Here is a 24,054-nt window from a genome sequence, read left to right as displayed (position 1 = left end):
GAAGCTCGAACGACCCCGAAGACAGGAAAGCAGGTTCGATGGCCGCCAATTCGAAACGCAACGTCCCCATCGCCTTGCCGTCGATGGGCGAAGAGGAATGGCTGGCCCTGCGCGAGCCGATCGAGAGCGGCTGGCTGACTCAGGGGGCGAAAGTCAGTGCGTTCGAGGCGGCCTTTGCCGAACGGCACCAGGTCGCTCACGCACTTGCCACCACGAGCTGTACGACGGCACTCCACCTGGGTATGGCCGCCCTGGGCGTGGGGCCGGGCGATGAGGTGATCGTGCCGGCCTTTACCTGGGTGTCCACCGCCAACGCGGTGCTCTATTGCGGCGCCAAGCCGGTTCTCTGCGATGTCGATCCGGTCACCTTCAACATCGATCCGGCCCGGCTCGGCGCCCTTGTCACGGATCGCACGAAGCTCGTGGTCGTGGTCCACCTCTTCGGTCTCTGCGCCGACATGGACGGCATCCGGGCGGCTCTACCGGACCGGGTCCGGATCCTGGAAGATGCCGCCTGCGCCGCCGGCGCGAGTTACAAGGGGAGGCCCGCCGGCGGTCTGGGAACCGCCGCCTGCTTCTCCTTTCACCCCCGCAAGTCGATCACCTGTGGGGAGGGCGGCATGCTGACGACCAACGACCCGGAGCTTGCGGCACGTGCCGAGGTGATGCGCAATCACGGCGCCTCGATTTCGGAGGAGCAGAGGCATCAGGGGCCTCAGCCTTATCTGCTCCCGGCCTTCGACGAACTCGGCTTCAACTACCGTATGACCGACTTGCAGGCAGCCGTCGCGAACGTGCAGCTCGGGAAGCTCGACGGCTTCGTTGCGGAGCGCGAGCAGGGCGCACGCCGCTATCGCCAGGCGCTCGGCGATATCGACTGGCTACGCCAGCCGGAGTCCCCGAACGACGGTCAGCACGCCTGGCAGGCCTATGTCACGGTTGTAGACCCGGCGCGCGCGCCCAAGCCGCGTAACGAGATCATGGCGGAGCTGCATGAGCGTGGCGTCGCCACCCGGCCGGGCACCCATGCCGTCCATATGCTGGGATACTACCGCCAGCGCTTCGGGTTCGATGTCGATGACTTCCCCGGCGCGCGCGATTGCGAGCGGAACACGATGGCTATCCCGCTGCACAACCGTATGTCCGATGCGGACTTCGACCACGTTGTCGACGCCATCCGGAGCGTTGCCTGAGATGAACGGCCGCATTCACCGGCAGCCCCAATGGTTCGCAAGCCTTCTCGGTGCGGAGTTGCCCGGGGAAGGCGAGACCTTTACCGCCAACGGCGTGACCATGGTCGTGCAGGCCGGTATCCCGCGTGCCGTCGAGACTCTCTCCGAGTCGCAGGATCAGACCAGCGATACCTTCGGGTTCAAATGGCAAAAGCGCGATACCTTTGAGAATGGGGTCAGCAGTTTTCTCGCCAACTGGCTTGTCGAGAAGTACGGCGACATCACGCAGTGGGATCTTTTCCAGGGCGAGCTGGGCGACGGACCTTTACCCATCGTGCTGGATGCCGGCTGCGGCGCGGGGGTTTCGGGACTCGCGTACTTTGCGCCCGTCTTCGACCGCATCAACTACCTGGGTGCCGATGTCTCTGTCGCGGTCGACACGGCGGCCGCTCGGGCCTCCGAACGGGGGGCCGATGCCGCCATCGTTCAAGCGGATCTGATGAAGCTTCCCTTGCCGCCGAACTGCGTGGATTTCGTCTTCTCGGAGGGCGTGCTGCATCACACGGACGATACGCAGCGTGCCCTAGCGGCGGTGACGCGTCACCTCAAGCCGGGCGGGCACATCCTCTTTTACGTCTACCGTCGTAAGGGCCCCATTCGCGAGTTCACCGACGACTATATCCGCGACAAGCTGAAGCCCCTGTCGCCCGAGCAAGGCTGGGAGGCGATGATGCCCTTGACCAAGCTTGGGCAGGCGCTGGGGCAACTCGATATCGAGATCGACGTTCCGGAACGGATCGATCTCTTGGACATTCCGGCCGGCCCCATCAACCTTCAACGTCTCGTCTATTGGCATGTGTTCAAGGCGTTTTACCGCCAGGACATGACGCTTGATGAGATGAATCACATCAATTTCGACTGGTATGCGCCCGTAAATGCGCACCGACAGAGCATCGAGGAGGTCCGCGACTGGTGCGCGGATCTATCGCTTTCCATCGAACGCGAGGTGGTGGAAGACGCCGGTATCACGATCATCGCCAAAAAGATGTCCTGACGCCGAATGTGCGGAATAGCTGGCATCTTCGACCTTTCGGGCGCACCCGTCTCGGCGATTCAGATCCGGCGAATGACGGACGTCATCGCACATCGCGGGCCGGACGGAGAGGGGCTCTGGGTCGAGGACGGCATCGGCCTGGGGCACCGGCGACTGGCGATCATCGATCTGTCCGACGCGGCCAAGCAGCCGATGGAAACGCCGGACGCGCGCTACGTCATCACCTACAACGGCGAGCTCTATAACTATCGCGAGCTTCGGGTGCTGCTCCAGTCGAAGGGGCACGCCTTTCATTCCGCGAGCGATACCGAGGTGGTGCTGGCGGCCTTTGCCGAATGGGGGCTGGAGGCTCTGCCACGCTTCAACGGCATGTTCGCCCTTGCCCTTTACGATCGGAAGGATCGGCGCTTCCTGCTCGCGCGCGACCGCTTCGGCGTCAAGCCCGTCTATTGGATGCGGCAGGGGGACCGCCTCCTGTTCGGGTCCGAGGCGAAGGCGATCCTCGCCGTCTCCAGAGAGGGGCCGGACCTCGACCTCGAAGCCCTGGTCGAATACCTGACGTTCCAGAATTTCTTCACGGATCGCACCCTCTTCAAGGGCATCTCGCTCCTGCCGGCCGGGTCCTATCTGGTCGCCGAACGAGGCCGAGATCTGAAGATCGCTTCCTATTGGGATTTCGGCTTTGCCGAAGGCGGCCGGTCCGACCCTGAGGCCCTGGAGGAGGAATGCGACCATCTCTTCCAACAGGCCGTGAATCGCCAGCTTGTCGCCGATGTTCCGGTCAACGCCTATCTGTCCGGTGGCCTCGACTCCGGCGCGATCACCGCGACCGCGGCTGCGCAGATGGACGACATGCGCAGCTTTACGGTCGGCTTCGACATGAATTCGGCCTCGGGCCTCGAACTCGGCTTCGACGAGCGGCCGCGCGCCGAGTTCATGTCCTATCTGTTCGGGACCGAGCACTACGAGATGGTCCTCAAGGCCGGCGACATGGAACGGGCCATGTCCTCCATCGTCTACCATCTGGAGGAACCGCGGGTCGGGCAGAGCTACCCCAACTACTACGCCGCAAAGCTGGCGTCGCGCTTCGGCAAGGTGGTGTTGGCCGGGACCGGCGGCGACGAGCTGTTCGGGGGCTATCCCTGGCGCTACTATCGCGCGGTCGTGAACGAGGATTTCGAGCACTACGTCGACCAGTACTACGGCTTCTGGCAGCGCCTGATTCCCAACGGCCTGCTGCACGACGTGCTGGCGCCGGTGACGTCCGAGATCCGGCACGTGCGGACGCGGGACATCTTCCGCGATACCTTCAAGTCCCATGCGGAAACGCTGTCCCGGCCGGAAGACTATGTGAATCATTCGCTCTATCTGGAGGCGAAGACCTTCCTCCACGGCCTTCTGGTGGTCGAGGACAAGCTCTCGATGGCCCACAGCCTGGAGAACCGGGTTCCCTTCCTCGACAATGACCTGGTCGACTTCGCCCAGTCCTTGCCGGTCCGCTTCAAGCTCGGCAATCTCGACGAGGTCGCTCGACTCGACGAGAACACGCCCGGCTCGAAACGCCGCCAGTTCTTCGAAAAGACCAGCGACGGCAAGCTGCTGCTGCGCAAGGTGATGCAGCGCTACGTCCCGGACCAGGTTTCAAGCGCGGTCAAGCAAGGCTTCTCCGCGCCCGACGCCAGCTGGTTCCGCGGCGAAAGCATCGACTACGTGCGACGAACGCTCTACGATAAACGCGCAAAAATATATCAAGTAGCAGATTATACAACCGTCACGAGACTTATAGATGAGCATTTGAATGGAAGTAAGAACCGTCGCCTTCTGATTTGGTCTTTGATTTACATGGAAATATTTCTCGCCGAATTTTTTGATGGAGGGCTAAATTGAGCGGTGGAATTCTCATTTTAGGTTCTACAGATTTGACTGAGGCGGTCGCTCACCGTCTGCACAATAGTGGCACGAAATTGGCTGGTATAATGAGTGCCAAGCCAGTGTTTGAGATCAGTTATCGAAAGGAGGGTATGCTCAATTCGAGGCATTGTGACATGACTTCAGTCGCTTCGCAGATAAGCATTCCTCATAAATATTACGCTGACACGAATTCGATTGTAGATTTCATAAGATTAACGAAGGCTAATGCAATATTAGCTGCTGGTTGGCACCATATAATCCCAAAACGAATAAGGTCTCTTCTTGAGATACCGTGTCTTGGTTTGCATGCTTCATTATTACCGCGCTACCGGGGAGGGGCACCGCTAAACTGGGCGCTGCTAAACGGTGACGAAGAAGCTGGTGTAACAGTTTTTGAGTTAGCAGATGGTGTGGATGCCGGCCCGATTTTTGGGCAGAAACGAATTCTCGTAACTCCTGAAGACGATATTGGATCCCTGGTTGAGAAAGCCGAGGTGGCATTCCTAGAGCTTTTGCATGAGATAATACCGGGAGTGATTTCTGGAGAAATAACACCCTATGAACAAGAGGGACCCCCATCTTATAGTCTGCAACGCTTTCCCGAGGATGGCCATATAAAATGGGAGATGTCAGCTCAAAAAATCGCGCGGCTGGTCCGTGCGACGACTAGGCCTTATCCTGGTGCTTACTTTCATCTAGACGGGATCGAGTTTCGTTTGTGGAAGGCTGCGGTGGTCGAATACGAGATTTTTGGATCACCAGGTCAGATCGCCTCTATGAAGCGGTCTGCATATCCAATGGTTGTTACGGGTAAAGGTGTTCTGGAGTTACAGGAAGTGACCATGTCAGGTGGTAATGACGCCATCGAATTTCTTCGAAAATGTCATAATCAGAAGATTGTTGGGGTGAATTCGTGAGCTTACCTGTAATAACTCTTGATGTTGATTGGGCGCCTGACTTCGTTATTGACGAAGTTGCATCCCTTCTAATCAATGATGGTGTTCGGGCAACGTGGTTCATCACCCATGCCAGCCCAGCGATTGAACGCCTGAAGGACTATCCCGATCTATTTGAGCTGGGTATACATCCGAATTTCCAGCCAGGCTCTACACATGGGAGCACGCCCGAGGAGGTGCTCGACCACATGGGAGAGTTAGTCCCTTCTCCATCAAGTGTTAGAACCCATGCTCTTGTTCAGTCAACTCCGCTGTTGGCACAGATGTTTCGACGTTTCCCGAGTTTAAAGGCCGATCTTTCTTTATTTTTGCCACACTCAACGCGCTGTGAGTTTTCTTTATTCGCTCATGGAGGTTCTTTAGTGACTCGAATTCCATATATATGGGAAGATGATCTGGAAATGGACTTTCCCGAACAAGTGTGGCGTTTAGAAGGTCTTGATAAATGTAAAGGATTGCGCGTTTTTGATTTCCACCCTATTCATATTATTCTGAATGACCCGAGCATGAGTAGTTATATTAAATTGAAATCGTTAGGAAAACCTTTGCGGGAATTAGGTGACTCGGAGGTGAATCAATTTCGACAAACATGTGATGGGCCGAGATCAATGTTTGAAGATGCAATTGCAATTTTGAAGTCGTCTGGAGGAGGGAAACGGGTGGTGGATCTCATTGATCTATAAATCTAATGATGGTAGATGCTAAAAACAATACTCCCAAAATTTGAAAATAGTGGATATGATCTTGCCGCAGCGAATGGGATCAGCTTTCTGGGGGTGTGTTATTGTTGCGATAGACAGTACCAATATTGAAAAGCTTAAAAAATGTTCAATTTCTCAATTTGAAGTGGTGGCTGTCGATTGCGGTCTCAGTCACCAGTTTTGGCCTTCTTTATGAGAATTGCAATTATTGGCCGTACCCGATGGTTGCTGAATACTGCACGTAAGTTGTCGCAGTCGGGTCATGACATTGTTTGCGTCGCCACAGCGAAGGCCGAGCCGTCGTACGGCTGTGGTCCCGACGACTTCGAAGCGCTTGCGCGGCAGACAGGTGCGCGCTTTCTGGGAGTCGTTTCTCTCGCCAACCCGGAGGTATCCTCCAGCGTCCGCGCCTGCAAACCGGACCTCGCCGTATCGGTGAATTGGCCGAAGATCCTGGGTTCGGCGGAACTCGATCTGTTCCCGCAAGGCGTGGTGAATGCGCATGCCGGCGATTTGCCGCGCTACCGTGGAAACGCGTGTCCGAACTGGGCGATCTTAAATGGCGAGGACCGGATTGGCCTCTGCGCCCACATCATGACGCCTGGCGACGTCGACGCTGGCCCGGTACTGCTACGGGACTACCTTAAGATCACGGATCAAACCTACATCGGCGATGTGTATGAGTGGCTGGACGCAACCATCCCAAGGCTCTTTACGGATGCGATAAACGGGTTTTCAACGGGCGATATTGAGCCAATTCCCCAGCCTTCCGATCCAGCGCTTGCGCTTCGTTGTTTTCCGCGACGCCCCGAGGATGGTCATATCGCATGGAATCACTCAGTCGCTAATATACATCGCCTGATCCGAGCATCGTCGAAACCTTTCGACGGCGCGTTCTGTTTCTTGACCGACGGTCGCCGCATGACAATCTGGCGAGGCCGTCCCTTCGAGTTTCCGTCCCCCTTCTGTGCTGTTCCGGGTCAGATCATGGTACGACACGAAGGCGATCCAGTCGTCGCCTGCGGCGAAGGGGCTCTGCGATTGGAACTGGTCGAGATCGAAGGCGAAACACCTACGGCATCGAAGGCGCTCGTGACTCGGTCGGTGCGAGAGAGGTTGGCATGATCGAAAAAGCTGATTCTATTGGCAGGGCAACGGGTCTGCTCCTTAGTATTGCACTGATAAAATTAAAGATGCTTGCGGTGATCTTATGAGACGCAAACTCCTACATTATGCCAAGTTTTTACTGACTGACGCTATAGAGTTATTTCGATGGCGTGTACCATTATTAGTGGTTTTAATGGTGGTAACTGGTGTGCTTGAAGGTCTCGCAGTAACGATCGCATTGCCGCTCTTAAGCTCACTTGGCACGGCTGATACAAGTTCAACGACCGGTTTTGTTAATCTGCTGGAAAATTTTTTGAACACCCTAGGGCTACCACAAGGGCCTGTTGGTATCGGCGTGCTCATGCTTTTTCTGATTACGGGAAGTACTATCACTTTTATTTGGCAAGCTCGTTTGGCAGCAAAGCTTCAAGCAGAATATGTGTTGAGGTGGCAGAATGATTTATTTCAGGCGGCTATTGCAGCTGGGCCTGTATTTCTTGATACCCAACGCGATGGCGATGTGATCGCGGCAATAGTCGCCGACTCTACTCGCGTTAGCGGCGCTTTTTTTTATGGATGTGTAATATTGGCTGCTATCGTGAGTTTATTTATTTATCTCTGCCTTGCTATTTTAATATCTCCGCATGTTTCTTTTGCCGTTTTGGTTATGGGCGGACTGCTTTTACTTGCTACCCGAGTTTTCCTTGCTCGCGCGTACGGTTTTGGTGAAAAAATTACGCAAGCTCAGGGTGACGTGCAACTTACAGCAGGTGAATATCTGTCGCAGTCTAAGGCGGTCAAAGCTAATGTAGCCGAAGCGCGAGCAAACACAGTTTTCAGCGAAGCTGCTGTGCGTCTTGCTGGCTTCAATGTTAAAAATGCGTTTGACATTCAAAGAGCTAAGGCGGTGTTTGAGTTCGGCGCGGCGGCTGGTATTGCCGGTCTTCTTATTGCCGTGCCACTCCTTTTTGAGATTGACATCCCTACTGTTATAGTTGTGCTAGCTCTTTTTGTCCGGTTGATGCCTCGGATCTCCGGGTTGCAGCAGGGCACACAGGCCATGAGTGCCTTGCTGCCAGGTCTCGGCAATCTCAAGCAGCTTGTCGAAAAGGCGAGAATTCATGCCGAAGCTGCTGATGACAGGCCACTTCCTTACGCACTGTCGCATGGACCGCCGTCGATTTACTTCGACAGTGTGTCGATTGAGCGAGGTGACAAAATAGTTTTAACGGATATCAACCTTCACATTCCAAGCGGAAAGACTGTCGCCCTTGTCGGTCCATCGGGGTCGGGTAAGTCGACGCTTGTCGATGCTGTACTGGGGCTCGTGCCTTTGTCGGCTGGTGAAATCCGTATCGGCGCTAGTCATCTCGCAGACGTTCCCTTACCAGCTTGGCGCCGCAGCATTGGTTATGTCGCGCAAGACGCATCCCTTTTCTCCGGCACGATCAGAGAGAACGTTAGTTTCGGCAAAGATCTATCTCAAGACGAGATTGAGGCCGCATTGGAGCGCGCAGCAGCTCGTTTCGTGCGTCAGTTGGCACTAGGGATCGATACATTAGTGGGTGATCGTGGTGCACGGCTTTCAGGAGGTGAACGCCAGCGCGTCGGCCTCGCTCGGGCTCTTTCCACCGCCAGACAGCTATATGTGCTTGACGAAGCCACAAGCGCGCTTGATTCCGAGACTGAATCGAGAGTCGGTGAGACGTTTAGATCGCTTGCGGGCACTTCGACAGTGATTGTCGTCGCCCACCGTTTTTCGGCAGTACGTACTGCGGACCTAATCCACGTTCTGGAAGAAGGACGTCTCGTGGAAAGCGGTACATGGGCGCAACTCGATCGGCCAGGCACTCGTTTTCGTGTTCTTAAGGATTTGCAGAACACGTCGTCTCTGCCGGAGGCTATTTGATTTGTGTGATTCTACAAATTTAGTCGAATTTATTTGGAGGATCGCACAAAGATCTTCGTCACTAGGGTGTTTCCCGGAGTTCGGCCCAGTGACACTTACTGGCAGGTGTCATGTTTAGCATAGTCCTTGCCTGTATCTTGGTGCTCGCCCTTGGTATTGCGGTGCGTATCCTACCTGGATTACTAGGATGGGTAGTGTCGTCTGATGCTGGCTACCATCTTCTGCTTAGGCGGGCGATTCGCGACAACGGTGGACGGATGCCTCCGAGAGTGCAGCAGTTGGCACTCGACCGTGTGCAGAATTATCCGTGGCTGTTCCATTGGTTTCTTGCGGCGGTACCTGAGCGTCTTTTGGTACGAGTGCCAGGCTTGCCGTCAGCAATAACTGATTTTCTTCACGCCGTCGCGGTCGGGGCAGTAGCGATGCTATTTTCTGATGGTAGCTGGTCGGTCTTTGCGCTCGCGGCTGGATTATTCCTTTTCTCTTCCGGTGTACTTTCTTTTGGAATTGGACCGCGCTCTTATGAAGTCACTCCACGACCAGTCGGTGAATTTTTTGTATCATTCTTAGTGTTAGCGATTGCGATTTTCCCGGATCAGCCGCTTCTTGCGTTGCTTTTCGCTTCGGTTGCCGGCGGAATGTCGCTGCTGGCCAGTAAATTCGCGGCTCAGGTGCTCCTTTTTGGATTGCCTCTCCTCGGCATGCTGACCCTTGATCCTGTACCCGTCCTAGTACTGGCGAGTAGTTTGTTAGTTGCTGTGGTGATGAGCGGTGGCCGCTATCTGACTGTCGCACGCGGGCAAATCGCCCATCTTCGAACTTACAAACGCGATATCCTCTCCACCCATCTCGTCCTGCGATATCGTAATGACTGGCGTGTTCTATTCGCAGATTTATCGGCACTTTTGCGAGCGAGGGGAAGGGCTGATGCTACGCTGGTTAAACGAATAGCACTCGCGTTTATGACGAACGCAGTAATCCAGCTTGTGTTCCGCAACGCAATACTGCTTCTGCTGCTTGTCTTGGCAGCTCTACAAGCGGCAGGACCTATTTCCAGCTCTATTAAAGGAGCAGACGAGAGACAGCTTGTTCTAATCAGCTGGATCGTCGCGATGTTTATTGTTTTCGTTATAACATCGTCGCGTCGTTTCGGTTTTCTCGGGGAATCAGAGCGTTATCTCGAATATGCTGCCCCGGCGACCGCGATTCTACTCGCGCCGATGCTGTTGGTTTCAGAAACAGTCTGGGCTGTAGCCTTTGCCGCAATTATCGGCATTGTACACTATGCTCAAGCATTGGCCTTTATGGGACTTAATCGGCGTCGAATTGAGAATAATTTAGAGGTTGCTCATGTTATTCATCTCCTCGACACTCTCGATCCGACGAAGACGGCGTTACCTATCCCAATGCAGACGGTTGCATTCGCGTTTGCTTGGCGCTGTAGCGCTCGCTTTTGCATTGCAATGGATTTCGAGGTTTGGTTTGAAGATTTTCAAAAAATTTACTCTATTTATCCTTATCCAAGCGAAGATATTAACATGTGGGTCCGCGAACACAAAGCAGGTTTGGCTGTAATACGTCGAGCTGGCGCAAAGGAGAGAGAATTTGAAGAGGTGATATCTAAAATTTACCCTATGATTTTGGATGGGCAGAGTTATGCGGTCTACGATCTTTCCACGCCCATTACATAGTTGACTCTGGAGAAGCCTCTAACGATGTTCGCATGTCATGGTTATATGCCATATCGAAGTCCAATGATTAATGTAGTAAGCGGATAGTCGAATGTCCCGGACGTGCTCAAATGTCTGCCTTTAGAACGGTATCCTGATAGCGTTGAATCTTAATCTAACTGACGATGTTTTTGATTTCACCGGAAGTATAGCATAGGTAATTTATCCAAATTCGGCGGTATGCAGCACGTATTTGTCGTAAAATTGGTCAAATCAATTGAGATGTATTTTGATCAAGATTAGGGCGCTGGTTTGAATTCGTAAGGTGGTGTGAGGCGCTTGCTTTTGAGCATGAATGCTTCGGCCTTGTATTGGTTTCTGAAGTACCTGGTGACATTTGTTGTTGCAGTCTACTAAAGGTAGGGTGTTTTCTAGAGTTGTTATCCAAAAGTAGAAACTCGATGCTCGTCTAAGAAGCGGTTGCATATTGACGATGTAAAGCGCATCACAGCATCCTTTTTAAGGAAGAAGCGTGGTCATGAGCGATTACGACAATAGCTTAGTAGTAACAGGTGCCTCAGGTTTTATAGGGCGGCATGTCATGGCGGCCGCAGGTGCCCGGGCGCTCCCGGTTTCGCTGCGCTACGAAAGTTGTGTCGCGGAGCGCATCGACGACGCATTGAGAGGGCGCCAGATCAAAGCAATTATCCACCTGGGCGGTCGAGCACATCGCTCGGATGCCAGTGATCCAGAGGCTTTGACCGTTTATCGAAATGACACATGTGATTTGTCCGTCGCCCTTGCTGAAGCAGCGCTGGAGCGCGGCGTCCGTCGTTTCGTGTTTGTTTCAAGCATAGGTGTTCACGGCCAGTCTAGTGGGGCGCAACCCTTCCAGAATAGCGATAAGCTAAAACCTGAGACGACTTATGCCGTCGCTAAGTTGGAGGCAGAGCGAGCTCTTGCTAATTTGTCCGAACGTGGGCTGGAGCTTGTAGTAGTGCGCCCACCTCTGGTTTATGGGCCTGGTGCGCCGGGCAATATTGAACGCCTTCTGAACTTGGTTGCGCGGGGGCTGCCGTTGCCACTAGGAGCTATAAGGAATAAGCGCTCTCTAGTTAATGTAGAAGATTTGGCCGATCTTTTGATAACGGCCACCGATCATCGACAAGCACGCGGTCAAGTTCTTCTTCCAGCCGACCAGACAGCTATATCTACGCCTAACCTGGTCCGCGCAATGGCAGATGCTCTCGAAAAGCCAGCACATTTGTTACCGGTGCCTGTATCGCTCCTGAGGTTGGCAGGGCGACTGACCCATCAAGTTAGAACCGTAAGCCAATTGGTCGATTCGCTTGAAATTGACCCAAGGTCGACCATGGAGTTGCTCGGTTGGAGTCCTCGGCGTGGCCTAAGGCATGGGTTGTCTGCTATGGTCTCCGAACGCCGAAAAAATGCATCTGCGTGAACAAATGTTGTATGCGAGGCCCAGCGGAGCTGGAAGAATTGCAACAATGAAGGGTTCAATTGCAAGCTGGGTCAGGATGTGCTTATCGATGGCAGCACTATCGTGTCATTCATCTGCATAAAGCTTTCTGTAGGCGGCCCCTCAAACCATAAACAATTATTTTGGCTGATCTGGTCGTACCGATGCCAAGGCGGCTGCTTGGCCAGCCGCCACCGGGAGTGTTTCTAAAGTGAGAAAGCTGCCTATGAACATTTATTCACGCTGCCAGAGCAAAATGCCTCGGCGATATTAAAGTGATCTAAGTTGGGCTCTAATAAATGATCTAAAATAGGCTTGAAGCAATATGAGATATTCAAGTTTCCTGTCCGTGGAAAGATTCAGTCGAAATATATCATTTTTTCTATTATTATGGTTTGCTTTGTTTGTAGGAGCGTTTTTATGTCAGCTTGTTATCCTCCCTTATGTTTTTCCTTCGGTGCATGTCGGGCATGGGCTGTTGATAGGTGGTGACACGCTTGCTTTTCACAATGCTGCAGAGCAGTTAGCTGACAAGATACGCCAGGAAGGGTGGTCTCAATGGCAATTGCAGCCTAGCGGTTGGGGGCACGTTGGGATTTCAGCGATATTTTATTACTATTTCACTAGTTCACCCTGGATTCTTATCCCACTGTCGTCCTTTTTGATGGCGCTTAATATTTTGATGATCCGGAACATCATCTCGTTTGCTGGATTTTCTAGATCAATCGCAACTATATCTAGTTTTTCATTAATATTTTTACCGTCTACAATAATGATCAATATGCAGTGGCACAAAGACTCGATATCTGTTATTTCATCTGTTGCAATTATATTTGGCTATGTTTATTTTTGCGTAAACCGGAAAAAGATTTTGGGAGTATTTGGTGGGGGGCTTATATGTATTTTGGGCTTCTTTGGTTTGTACATAGTTCGAGATCATCTTATAATGCTGTCGGTGGTTGCGATATTGCTTGGCATAAGTCTTGTATTTATTATTCAGAAAATCTATAAAAGTAACGATAATTTTGTTTCTTTTGGAGCGGTTTTATTTGCTGTTTTTCTGACATTTATTGCTGCATCAGTGCCATCGTGGACTTCAATCCACCAATCCAGGGCTGATCAAAGAGTTGATGACGCTGACGCTGACGCTGACGCTGACGCTGATGGGGATCAGCAATATTACATGGCGGGCGATGATGTTTGGCGCTCATCGTCCTGGCTCCCTTCGTTTATAGATCGAAGATTTGCGCTTATTGCTGAAGTTCGGCGATCTTCGGTCGCGGGAGCTGTGCATGGCTGTTCTAATTTTGGCGCGCAAGTCAGTATAAATGGTAGTATAGAGTTTTTAGAATTTCTACCAAGAGCACTGGTCTATTCTGTTTTTTCACCATTTCCTAATCAATGGCTTGAAAATGCGTGTTCCGACGGAAGTCGTACGTTACGAATTTTAAGTGGCATTGAAATGATATTTGCATACATCTCATTCATTGGTATTTTGTTCATTCTTCTGATTTATAGACCTGCTCCGCGTGTGTGGTTTGTTGTCTTAGTTTGTTTGGGGGTGCTAATTATTCACGGATTTATTTTCGTTAATTCCGGAACACTATTCCGAACGCGATATGCTTGGTTTTCTATTTTGATATCATTGGGAATGGCTGGGTGGTTGATGTTGGTTCAGCGTAAGAAGAAAGGATAGGTTATGGAGGTTGGCAGGAACGATACTAAATTTATTTGATTGAGGTGCAGTTTGTATTTTTACAATCAGAATAATTGTGCTATTAGGAAAATTCGGAAGTGATAACGTGTCTGGTGAAGTTCCAACAATCATCTTCGTCGTTTCGGAGGATTGGTCTGTCCTCTTGTACCGTCTTCCCATGGCCAGGGCCGCGCGCGATGCGGGCTTCCGCGTTGTGATCGCGACGCGGGTTAGGACGAGTGGGCAGAGGATCCGGGACGAGGGTTTCGAGGTCTTTCCCGTCGAGATTGATCGCGGCTCGACCTCGGTTCTGAGAGAGATGCGGGCGGTTGCCTCCCTTTGCCGGCTCTTTTCGCGAACGCGGCCGGATATCATCCACAACGTCTCGGTGAAGCCGATCGTTCTTGGCGGACTTGCGGCCTTGATCGTGCCGTCCGCGCGCGTCATCAACAGCTACACCGGCCTGGGGTCGGTCCTCAGCGACTACAGCAGGGACAGTCTCGTCAAAAGGGCGATCAATCGGATCCTGCGTGGGCTGAGGCGGAGGAAGGCCGTTCACGCGATCGTTCAGAACGACGATGACTATCGTCTTTTGATCGAGCGACGGCTCGCCGACCCCGGCCGCATCATGCTGGTCCCCGGGTCGGGTGTGGACACGGAGGGTTTTCGTCCCACGCCCGAGCCGCAGGCGCCTGTGGTCGCGGTGATGGTGTCGCGGCTCTTGCGGGACAAGGGCCTCTGCGAGCTGATGGAGGCGGCTAGGTTGCTGAAGGCGCGCGAGGTGCCCATCCGGATCCGCATCGTCGGCGATATCGATCCCGACAACCCGACCAGCGTCGGTCAAGAGGAGGTAGCCGACTGGGTGCGGCAGGATCTGGCGGACTTTGTCGGCCGAAAGACGGACATCGCGAGCGAGTGGAAAACGGCCCATATCGCGGTCTTGCCGTCCTACAGAGAGGGGATGCCGAAGGCCCTGCTGGAGGCCGCGGCCTCGGGGCGCCCGCTGGTGACGACCGACGTTCCGGGTTGCCGAGATCTGGTGCCGAACGGGGAAACGGGCCTGCTCGTCCCGGCCCGCGACGCGGAGGCCCTGGCGGACGCCTTGGAACACCTGACCGTCAATGCCGACGAGCGCCGGACGAAGGGGGCTGCCGCGCGCCGGCTTGTCGAAGACAAGTTCTCGGAGCGAGCCATCATGGAGCGCATGTCCGAGGTCTACCGCCAGCTTTCGTAAAGGAATCAGCCTAACCTCAAGAGGTTTTCGCCCAGTCCCGCCCGTACTTCGTTCGACCTCGACCGCCCGGCGCTTAGGCCCGCATGCGGGCATGGCCGGGGTCGTACAGCGGCTTCATGCTCGCTTCGGCCGGCACCCGGCGACCACCGATGTCGATCTCGAAGCGGGAGTCCAGCATCTCGGCCACCTTCTCGCCTTTGCTCGGCACGTAGCCCAGGGCGATGGCGCCGCCCAGCGCATGTCCGTAGTTGCCCGAGGTGACCTGCGACACGATCTTGCCGTCCCGCACCACGGCTTCGTTGTGGAACAGCATCGCGTCGGGCTCGGTCAGCCTGAACTGGACCAGTCGGCGTTCGAGGCCGGCCTCCTTGCGGCGCAGCACGGCGTCGCGGCCGATGAAGTTCGGCTTGGTGGTTTTCACGGCGAAGCCCAGCCCGGCCTCCAGCACGTGATCCTCGTCCGTAATATCGTGGCCGAAGTGGCGAAAGGCCTTCTCGATCCTGCAGCTGTCAAGCGCATGCAGCCCGCAGAGCTTGAGCCCGACCTCGGCGCCGGCCTCCAGGATGGCTTCGAAGACGTGCGCGGCCTGATCGGCGGAGACGTAGAGTTCCCAACCCAGCTCGCCGACGTAGCTGACCCGATGGGCGCGGGCGAGCCCCATGCCGACCTCGATCTCGCGAGCCCAGCCGAAGGGATGCGCGTTGTTGCTGAAGTCGTCCGGGCTGACCAACCGCATCAGATCGCGGGACTTCGGGCCCATGATGCACAAGACGGCTTCCTGGACTGTGGTGTCGGTGATGACGACGAACTCGTCGCCCAGGTGCCGCTTCAACCAGGCGATGTCGCGCATGACCGTGGCGGCCGGCACCACCATCAGAAAGGCCGTTTCCGACAGCCGCGTAACCGTCAGGTCGCTCTCGATGCCGCCGCGCTCGTTCAGCATCTGGGTATAGACGAGCTGCCCGACCTCGACATCGACGTCGTTGCCGCAGAGCCGCTGGAGAAAGGCGCAGGCATCGCGCCCCTCGACACGGATCTTGCCGAAGGACGACATGTCGAACAGGCCGACGCCCTCGCGCACCGTCATGTGTTCGGCGCGGTTGTTCTCGAACCAGTTCTGCCCCGACCAGTCGTAGCGGTAGGCGCGGTCCTGATCGGTGTCGGCGAACCAGTTGGGGCGCTCCCACCCCGCCACCTCGCCGAACACGGCGCCCTGGGCCTTCATGTGCTCATGCAGGGGCGAGCGGCGGATGCCGCGGGCGGTCTCCGGCTGCCGATAGGGATAGTGATCGGCGTAGAGCAGGCCCAGGGTTTCGCTGACCCGTTCCTTAAGGTAGCGCCGATTGCGCTGGAAGGGTTGGGCGCGCCGGATGTCCACGTCCCAGAGGTCGAAGGGCGGCTCGCCGCTGTCTAGCCAGGACGCGAGCGCCATGCCGGCTCCCCCGGAAGAGGAGATGCCGATCGAGTTGTAGCCCGCCGCGACCCAGTAGCCCCGCAGTTCCGGCGCCTCGCCCAGGTAGTAGCGGTCGTCCGGGGTGAAGCTCTCTGGCCCGTTGAAGAAGGTGTGGATGCCGGCCTCCTGGAAGAACGGCACCCGGTTCATGGCCTGCTCGAGGATCGGCTCGAAATGCTCGAAGTCCTCCGGCAGGCTGTCGAACTCGAAGTCCTGCGGAATGCCCTCCATGCCCCAGGGTTTGGCGCGCGGTTCGAAGGCGCCGAGCAGCATCTTCCCGGCATCCTCCTTGTAGTAGGCGCATTCGTCGGGAACCCGCAGAACGGGCAGGGCGGTCAGGCCCTCGACCGGTTCGGTCAGCAGGTAGAAGTGCTCGCAGGCATGCAGGGGCAGGGTAACGCCGGATCGGGCGGCGAGATCGCGGCCCCACATACCGCCGCAGTTCACGACAACATCCGTCTCGATCAGACCTGTTTCGCCGCCGGCTTCCCACCGCACGCCCGTCACCCGGCGACCGTCGTCCAGCACCTCGCTTACCCGGGTATCCTCCAGGATCGTCGCGCCGCCTTGCCGCGCCCCCTTGGCCAGCGCCAGGGCGATGTTCGCCGGGTCGCACTGCCCGTCCTTGGGCAGGTAGGCGCCGCCGATCACACCCTCGACGTTCAGGTGGGGGTAGAGCTTGGACACCTCGCTGGCCGTAATCGTCTCGGCCTCGACGTCGAAGATGCGCGCCAGCGTGGCCTGCCGGCGCAGTTCCTCCCAGCGATCCTCGGTCAGCGCCACCGAGATCGAGCCGTTCTGCTTCATGCCGGTGGCGATGCCGGTTTCGGTCTCGAGATTGGCGTAGAGCTCGGAAGAGTACTTCGCCAGCCGAGTCAGGTTGTGGCTTGGGCGAAGCTGGCCGATCAACCCGGCCGCGTGCCAGGTGGTGCCGCAGGTCAGCTTGCGGCGCTCCAGCAGCACCACGTCCGACCAGCCGAGCTTGGCCAGGTGATAGGCGACGGAGCAGCCGGAAACGCCGCCGCCGACGATGACGGCACGGGCTTTGGACGGCGGTGTCTTCACGCGCGGATCCTCTCGTTCTTGGGATCCCAGAAGGGAAGGTCGTGAACGGTGGCGCGGCGCATCTCCCCGAAGATGTCGACCTCGATCTCCGTACCCGGCTCGGCCAGGTCCGACCGCAGCATGCCGATGGCGAGCGACGCGCCGACGCGGTAGCCCCAGCCCCCGCTGGTGGTCTCTCCGACCAGGTGACCGTCCTTCCAGAGGGGCGCCATGTAGGGCGCGTCCGCCTGGCCAGCGTCGATCATCAGGCCGACGGCTTGCTTGGCCGAACCGGCGGTGCGCTCGGCCAGAAGGGCGTCGCGGCCGGGGAAGTCCGTGTTCTTCTCGAAGTCGATAAAGCGGTCGAGGCCGGCTTCGAGCAGGCTGTAGTCCGTCGAAAGATCGCCCTTCCAGGCGCGGTAGCCCTTCTCGATCCGCAGCGCGTTCAGCGCATACATGCCGAAGGGCTTCGCGCCCGCCTCGATCAGCGCGTCCCAGATCACCGGTGCGCTGTCGGGTGCGCAGTGGACCTCCCATCCCAGCTCGCCGGCGAAGCTGACGCGCAGCAGCCGGCAGGCCTCGCCCGCGATGCGGCCACCGTCGCTGATCGACAGCCAGCGCGCCTGCAGGTCGTGCCCGTCGTTCAGCGGGGCGAGGATCTCGCGCGCCTTGGGTCCGGTCACCAGCAGGCATTCGAAATCGTCGGTGACGTCGGCGATGGTGATCCCGTCCGGGGCTCGCCTGCCGAGCACCTCGGCGTCGTGCCACTGGGCCGGGGCCGCCGTAATCAGCCCCACGTGATCGTCCGAATGCACGGTCGCCGTCATTTCTGTGACGATCCTGCCGCGGCTATCGGGGAAGTAGGCCAGGCTGACCCGCCCTTGCGGCGGCAGCTTGGAGGCCGTCAGGCTGTCGACGAAGGCGCGCGCACCCTTGCCCGTCACCTCCAGCCGCGTGAAGCCGGAGATGGCAAGGAGGCCGCAGCCGTCGCGCACGATCTCGCACTCCTCGCGGATGCGCGGTTCCCAGGGACCTTCGCGATCCCAGGTCTGGGTGGCCTGCTCGGAGGTGTCGTCACCGGGCTTGGCGAACCAGTTGGCACGCTCCCAGCCGTTGTAGGCGCCGAAGACGGCGCCGGCGTCCTGCAGCCGCGCATGCAGGGGGGAGAGCTTCTTGTCCCGCCCGGCGGGCCACTCGTGATGCGGAAAGTGCATCGCATATTCGTGGCCGTAGACCTCCATGCCCTTGGCGACGCAGTAGTCGTGATCCGCGTGAGCCGTGAAACGGCGGGGGTCGCAGGACCACATATCCCATTCGGTCTCGCCCTCGGTGATCCATTCGGCCATCACCTTGCCGGCGCCGCCCGATTGGGCGATGCCGAAGGTAAAGGCGCAGGCCTCGAAGGCGTTGGGCACGCCCGGCATGGGCCCGATCAGGGGGTAGCCGTCCGGCGTGTAGGGGATCGGGCCGTTGATGGTCTTGTAGAGCCCGGCTTCGGCCAGCAGCGGTACCCGGCCCATGGCATCCTCGATGTACCATTCCAGACGCTCCAGGTCGTCGGGATAGAGCTGGAAGCTGAAATCCTCCGGCATCGGGTCCGACGGCGCGACCCAATGGGCTTTGCAGTTGCGTTCGTAGGGGCCGAGGTTGAAGCCGAACTGTTCCTGTCGGAGGTAGTAGGAGCTGTCGACGTCGCGCAGGATCGGGAGTTTGCGGCCTTCGCCCTCGGACCAGGCCCGCACGGCGGGCAGATCCTCGAACAGCATGTACTGGTGGCTCATCACCATCATCGGCACGCTGCGGCCGCCGAAGGGTCTGAAGAAGTCGCCGACCCGTTGGGCGTAGTAGCCGGCGGCGTTGACCACGTACTCGGCCCGGATCGCGCCCTTCGGGGTCTCGACGATCCACTCCCCGTTCTTGCGGTCGATGCCGGTGACCGGACAAAAACGAACGACGGTCGCCCCTGCGTCGCGGGCGCCCTTGGCCAGGGCCTGGGTGAGCTGGGCGGGATCGATATCGCCGTCGTCCGGGTCGTAGAGCGCGCCTTCCAGATCGTGGGTTTCCACGAAGGGGTAGCGGTCCGGCAGATCGCCGGGCGCCAGCAGTTCCAGATCGAGCCCCTGCGCGCCGCCCATGCCGGCCACGAGCTTGAATTCCTGCAGTCTTTCCCGCGAATGGGCGAGGCGGATCGAGCCGGTGACGTGATAGTTCATGGGATAGTCGACGGCCTCGGCGAGCCCGCGGTAGAGCTCGGTCGAGTAACGCTGCAGGTTCATGACCGACCAGGAGGCCGAGAAGGTCGGGACATTGCCCGCGGCATGCCAGGTCGAACCGGCGGTCAGCTCGTTTTTCTCGAGAAGAACGCAGTCGCTCCAACCCGCCTTGGCCAGATGAAACAAAGTCGATGCGCCGACGGCTCCGCCGCCGATAATGACCACGCGCGCGGTGGCGGGCAGTTCGCTCAAGGCCGGACTCCTGCTTGTTCGGGTCGTGTGACGGTTCCGTCGCTCAGTGCGTGAAGACGCGCGTCAGGGCACCGTCGATGGCATCCGTGATCGCGTCGATATCGTCCTTGGTCGCGATCAGCGCGGGACTGAGGCACAGGGTGTTGTTGAAGCCGGGCACCGACCGGTTGGTGGCGCCGATGATAATGCCCTGGGCCATGCAGTCGGCGACCACGGCCTGCACCATCTTTTCGGGTGCCGGCTCCCTCGTCGCGCGGTCGGCCACCAGTTCCGCGCCAGCGAAGAGTCCTTTGCCGCGCACGTCACCCACGACGGCATGCTTATCCTTCAGGGCCTCGAGATTGGCCATCAGCCGCTCGCCCATGGCGAGGGTGTTCTGTAGAAGTCCCTCGTCTTCGATGATCTTCATGTTCTCGATGGCCGCTGCGGGGCCGGCGGTGCAGCCGCCGAAGGTCGAAATGTCGCGGAAGTAGTCCATCGGATCGTCCGGCACCGCCTTGAACATCTCGAAGACCTCTTCCGTCGTCACCATGCAGGAGATTGCCGCGTAGCCGCTGGCCACCCCCTTCGCCATGGTCACGAAATCCGGCTGGATCCCGTAGTTCTGGTAGCCGAACCAGGTGCCGGTCCGGCCGACGCCGCAGACCACCTCGTCGATATGCAGCAGGATCTCGTATTTCCGGCAGATCTCCTGCACCCGCTCCCAGTAGCCCTCAGGCGGCGTGATGACCCCGCCGCCGGCCGTCACCGGTTCCAGGCAGAGTGCGCCGACGGTATCGGGCCCCTCGCGCAGGATGACTTCCTCGATGGCGTCGGCGGCGCGTTCGCCGTAGTTCTCGACATCCCACTGCGCCCGGTACTCCAGGCAGTGGGGCACCTCGACGAAGCCTGGCGTGAAGGGGCCGTACTGCGCGTTGCGCTCGATCTGCCCGCCGGCGGACATCGCCGCGATAGTCGAGCCGTGATAGTCGCGCTCGCGATAGAGGATCTTGTGCTTGCGTCCTCCATGCCGCTTGTGCGCGATCTGGCGGATCATCTTGAAGGCTTTCTCGTTCGCCTCCGAACCGGAGTTGGTGTAGTAGACCCGGCTCATGCCCGGCATCTTCTCGATCAGCATCTCGGCGAACTGCGCGCCGGGGATCGAGCCCGCCGAATTCGCGAAGTAGTTCATCTTCACGAGTTGGTCGCGCACGGCGTCGGCGATCCGTTCGCGGCCGTAACCGACGTTCACGGTCCAGACTCCGCCGGACACCGCATCCAAATGCTCCTTGCCCGTGGCATCCCAGACGCGCATGCCCTTGCCCTGGACGATGATGCGCGGGTCGCTGGTTTCGAAGGGTTTGTGGGGGATCAGATGGTGCCAAAGATGCGCGCGATCCGCTTCGATGATTGCGGAGAGGTCGTTTGGATTGACGAGCGTGTTCATCCGGTGCTCCATCGCGAAAGCCAAAGGCAGAGTGGAAAGTTGACCCAATCCACGGTACCCAGATAGGGCCAATGGCGCCCGAGTCATAATGCCAGTTTGCGAGGCCCTTGCTGCTGTCGTTCGACCCGCGGTGGCGGCAGACGAGGGATTACCGTTTTCGACCGGGCGTCGACGAGGCCTCGATTTGGATGGGCCTATCGGGAAAATCGCAGTCGATCATAGTGTTATGGCGAACAGGGCGGGTCGCATGCCGAAGGGTCTCGTCTTCGCTGAAGCTGGTCTGGCGCCGAATTCTCGGACAGCATGAGGCCTGCCATGACGATCTATGCCGATAGCTTCTTCCTCGACGGCGATCTGACCGACACCCTGCAGAACAGGATCAAGCGTCAGGTGGTCGAGGGAATCCTGTCCGGGCGGTTTCTGCCCGGCGAACGCATGCCCTCGAGCCGCGCCCTGGCGCGGCATCTCGGTGTTAGCCGCATTACCGTATCCTTTGCCTATACCGACCTCGTCGCCGACGACTATCTCGTGGCGCAGGGGCGCTCGGGGTACTTCGTGTCCCAGAGCGCGCCCTCGGGCGTCCAGTTCGACCTCCCAGACGATCCGGTCGAAAACACGATGGACTGGAGCCGGCTGCTGGCGCATCGCAGCGGCGGGACGAACCGGATCGACCGGCCGGTCGACTGGCGGGGCTATCCCTATCCCTTCGTCTATGGGCAGACCGATCCGAAACTCTTCGACCACCAGAACTGGCGCCTTTGCGCCCTGCAGGCGCTGGGCCGCAAGGAGTTCGACAGCCTGACGTCGGATCACTACGAGCGCGACGATCCCAAGCTGGTTGAATACGTCCTGCGCAACATCCTGAGCCGTCGCGGAATCTCCGCCAGGCCGGAGCACGTTTTGGTGACGCTGGGCGCCCAGAACGCCTTATGGACGAGCGCCCAGTTGCTGCTCACGCAGCGGCGGGCGGCTGCTATCGAAAACCCCTGCTATCCCGGTCTGCGCGACATCCTGCAACAGACGCGCTGCCGGACGCATGTCGTCGAGGTGGATGCGCATGGGCTGCCGCCCGATGCCATACCCGACGACACCGACGTGCTCTTCACCACGGCCAGCCATCAGTGTCCCACCAACGTGACCATGCCGATCTGGCGTCGGCAGCAGCTTCTGCGGCGCGCGGCGGAGCAGGGGTTCGTGATCGTGGAGGACGACTACGAGTTCGAGCTGTCCTTCCGCCGGTCGCCCTCGCCCTCCCTGAAGTCGCTCGATGACACGGGGCGCGTGATCTACATCGGCTCCTTCTCGAAGTCGCTGTTTCCCGGCCTACGGCTGGGGTACATCGTCGCGCCCGCCCCCTTCATTCAGGAAGCTCGGGCCCTGCGAACGGCCGTGCTGCGGCATCCGCCCGGGCTGATCCAGCGCACGGCCGCCTACTTCCTGTCGCTCGGGCACTACGACGCGCAGATCAATCGCATGCGGAAAACCTATCAACGCCGGCGGCAGGTGATGGAGCAGGCCTTCGCGGATCACGGCCTGACGCCGGCGGGCGAGGAAGACCATGGCGGTTCGAGCTTCTGGATGAAGGCGCCGGACGGCGTGGATACGGAGGTTCTGGCAAGCCGGCTTCAGGCGCGCGGCGTGATCATCGAGCCGGGCCAGACCTTCTTCGATCCCGAGGCCGCCCCGAGGCACTTTTATCGGCTCGCCTACTCCTCGATCCCCTCGGCCCGCATCGCGCGCGGGGTGGAGCTGATCGCCGAGGCCATCGAGACCTACGGAGACGACACCTAGGGAGACAACACCTACGGAGACTTTGCGGAGGCAAAAGAGCCCCAGCGGGCCTAAAGCTCGCCGAGGTTATCCTGCAGGGCTTCGGCCTGGGCCGTCAGGGCCGCTTGGAAGGTCGCGATCACGCCGGAGCGGGCGGAGCTCATGCGCTGCACGGTGCCGATCCGGCGGACGTTCGGGGGATCGCCGAAGGGGACTGCGGGCAGTGCGGCACCGCACTCGTCCCGCAGCGACATCAGCGGCACGACCGACACGCCGAGGCCGGCCTTCACGAAGCCGATGGCCGCCGGCATGGTGTCCACCACCACCAGGTCGCGTGGGGCGAGGCCGAGCCGCGCGAGTTCCGTGTCGATCTGGTTGGCCAGGGGAACGCTGGTCTTGTAGCGGACATAGGGGTGGCCGGTCAGCCAGTCTCCCGCCGTCCCGCGAGGCGTTCCTGGCGGCGCCACGACCAGCAGCGGTTCGCGTAGGAAGGGCGTCCATCTCAGTGTCGGAAGCACCCCGACATGCTCGGCGACGATCGCCACGTCCAGCCGGCCCGAGATCACGTCGCTCATCAGCGCCTGAGAGAAGCCCACCGTCAGATTATAGGTGAGCTGCGGATAGGTCGCGCGAAGATCCGCGATGGCGCGCGGCAACAGGCCGAAGGTGCAGGTGCGCAGCGCGCCGATGTTGAGCGTTCCGGTCACGCCCTTGCCTGTGATGCCGGCACGGGTGTCTTCGACGATCTGGAGCACCGTGCGCGCCGCCTGCAGAAGCTGAACGCCTCTAGCATTCAGCGTGGGAGGCCGCCGGGAGCGGTCGAAGACCGATACGCCGATCTCTTTCTCCAGGGCGGCGATCTGCTGGCTGACAGCCGAGGGCGTCAGGTTCACCTTGCGCGCGGCGGCTGCGAAATTGCCCTCCTCGGCAATGGCGAGCAACGTTTGCAACTGCCGTGTGTCCATGGATTTAGATTAAGTTTCTCTGAATTAATAAACAAGTCTTT

Annotated in this window: 16 protein-coding genes; 12 read left to right on the top strand and 4 right to left on the bottom strand. The window is 58.3% G+C overall.

Annotated elements, in window-relative coordinates:
* The first annotated feature begins 38 nt into the window (after positions 1-38).
* From ACO054_RS12245 to ACO054_RS12195, 11 genes are all read left to right on the top strand, one after another.
* Positions 39-1,193 (top strand): DegT/DnrJ/EryC1/StrS family aminotransferase, encoded by a 1,155-nt coding sequence (locus ACO054_RS12245; RefSeq protein WP_421706864.1) that lies wholly within the window; start codon positions 39-41, stop codon positions 1,191-1,193.
* A gap of 1 nt (position 1,194) precedes the next feature.
* Complete coding sequence (locus ACO054_RS12240) at positions 1,195-2,226, top strand: class I SAM-dependent methyltransferase (protein WP_421706863.1); 1,032 nt, start codon at positions 1,195-1,197, stop codon at positions 2,224-2,226.
* Between the two features lie 6 nt (positions 2,227-2,232).
* A complete protein-coding gene (asnB, locus tag ACO054_RS12235) occupies positions 2,233-4,113 on the top strand; it encodes an asparagine synthase (glutamine-hydrolyzing) (protein ID WP_421706862.1) in 1,881 nt (626 codons plus the stop codon).
* Positions 4,114-4,271: 158 nt separating this feature from the next.
* The gene (locus ACO054_RS12230; RefSeq protein ID WP_421706861.1) at positions 4,272-5,054 is read left to right on the top strand and encodes a methionyl-tRNA formyltransferase; all 783 of its coding nucleotides are present in this window, start codon (positions 4,272-4,274) and stop codon (positions 5,052-5,054) included.
* A complete protein-coding gene (locus tag ACO054_RS12225; protein ID WP_421706860.1) occupies positions 5,051-5,776 on the top strand; it encodes a hypothetical protein in 726 nt (241 codons plus the stop codon). Before ACO054_RS12230 ends, ACO054_RS12225 begins: the two co-directional genes overlap by 4 nt.
* 210 nt (positions 5,777-5,986) lie before the next feature.
* Positions 5,987-6,919, top strand: coding sequence for a methionyl-tRNA formyltransferase (locus tag ACO054_RS12220; protein WP_421710358.1), 933 nt, complete (start codon positions 5,987-5,989; stop codon positions 6,917-6,919).
* 85 nt (positions 6,920-7,004) lie between these two features.
* The gene (locus ACO054_RS12215) at positions 7,005-8,810 is read left to right on the top strand and encodes an ABC transporter ATP-binding protein (protein WP_421706859.1); all 1,806 of its coding nucleotides are present in this window, start codon (positions 7,005-7,007) and stop codon (positions 8,808-8,810) included.
* 278 nt (positions 8,811-9,088) lie between these two features.
* On the top strand, positions 9,089-10,501 hold the full coding sequence (locus tag ACO054_RS12210; protein WP_421706858.1) for a hypothetical protein: 1,413 nt from the start codon (positions 9,089-9,091) through the stop codon (positions 10,499-10,501).
* Positions 10,502-11,018: 517 nt separating this feature from the next.
* Positions 11,019-11,942, top strand: a complete 924-nt coding sequence (locus ACO054_RS12205) for an NAD-dependent epimerase/dehydratase family protein (RefSeq protein ID WP_421706857.1) — start codon at positions 11,019-11,021, stop codon at positions 11,940-11,942.
* Between the two features lie 367 nt (positions 11,943-12,309).
* Positions 12,310-13,656, top strand: a complete 1,347-nt coding sequence (locus tag ACO054_RS12200) for a hypothetical protein (RefSeq protein ID WP_421706856.1) — start codon at positions 12,310-12,312, stop codon at positions 13,654-13,656.
* Positions 13,657-13,732: 76 nt separating this feature from the next.
* Positions 13,733-14,890: a glycosyltransferase family 4 protein gene (locus ACO054_RS12195; protein WP_421706855.1), complete on the top strand. Its 1,158-nt coding sequence runs from the start codon at positions 13,733-13,735 to the stop codon at positions 14,888-14,890.
* A 73-nt stretch (positions 14,891-14,963) separates the two neighbouring features.
* Here ACO054_RS12195 and ACO054_RS12190 read toward each other — a convergent pair whose 3' ends face one another.
* From ACO054_RS12190 to ACO054_RS12180, 3 genes are read right to left on the bottom strand one after another with little or no spacing between them, the layout of a single operon-like run.
* On the bottom strand, positions 14,964-17,408 hold the full coding sequence (locus ACO054_RS12190) for a GcvT family protein (protein ID WP_421706854.1): 2,445 nt from the start codon (positions 17,406-17,408) through the stop codon (positions 14,964-14,966).
* Positions 17,405-19,852 carry a GcvT family protein gene (locus ACO054_RS12185; RefSeq protein WP_421706853.1) on the bottom strand — a complete coding sequence of 816 codons (2,448 nt, stop codon included), beginning with the start codon at positions 19,850-19,852 and terminating at the stop codon, positions 17,405-17,407. Before ACO054_RS12185 ends, ACO054_RS12190 begins: the two co-directional genes overlap by 4 nt.
* A 43-nt stretch (positions 19,853-19,895) precedes the next feature.
* A complete protein-coding gene (locus ACO054_RS12180) occupies positions 19,896-21,278 on the bottom strand; it encodes an aspartate aminotransferase family protein (RefSeq protein WP_421706852.1) in 1,383 nt (460 codons plus the stop codon).
* 315 nt (positions 21,279-21,593) lie between these two features.
* Here ACO054_RS12180 and ACO054_RS12175 point away from each other — a divergent pair, with 315 nt between their 5' ends.
* Positions 21,594-23,069, top strand: coding sequence for a PLP-dependent aminotransferase family protein (locus tag ACO054_RS12175; protein WP_421706851.1), 1,476 nt, complete (start codon positions 21,594-21,596; stop codon positions 23,067-23,069).
* Between the two features lie 50 nt (positions 23,070-23,119).
* Here the strand turns inward: ACO054_RS12175 and ACO054_RS12170 are convergent, their stop codons facing one another.
* Positions 23,120-24,013, bottom strand: a complete 894-nt coding sequence (locus ACO054_RS12170) for a LysR family transcriptional regulator (protein WP_421706850.1) — start codon at positions 24,011-24,013, stop codon at positions 23,120-23,122.
* Between the last annotated feature and the right edge of the window lie 41 nt (positions 24,014-24,054).

The sequence above is a fragment of the Algihabitans sp. genome, from assembly GCF_965226985.1.
In the GTDB taxonomy this organism is placed as follows: Bacteria; Pseudomonadota; Alphaproteobacteria; order Kiloniellales; family DSM-21159; genus Algihabitans.
The sequence above is the reverse complement of the archived record's forward strand: the minus strand, read 5'-3'. Positions and strand labels throughout refer to the sequence as shown.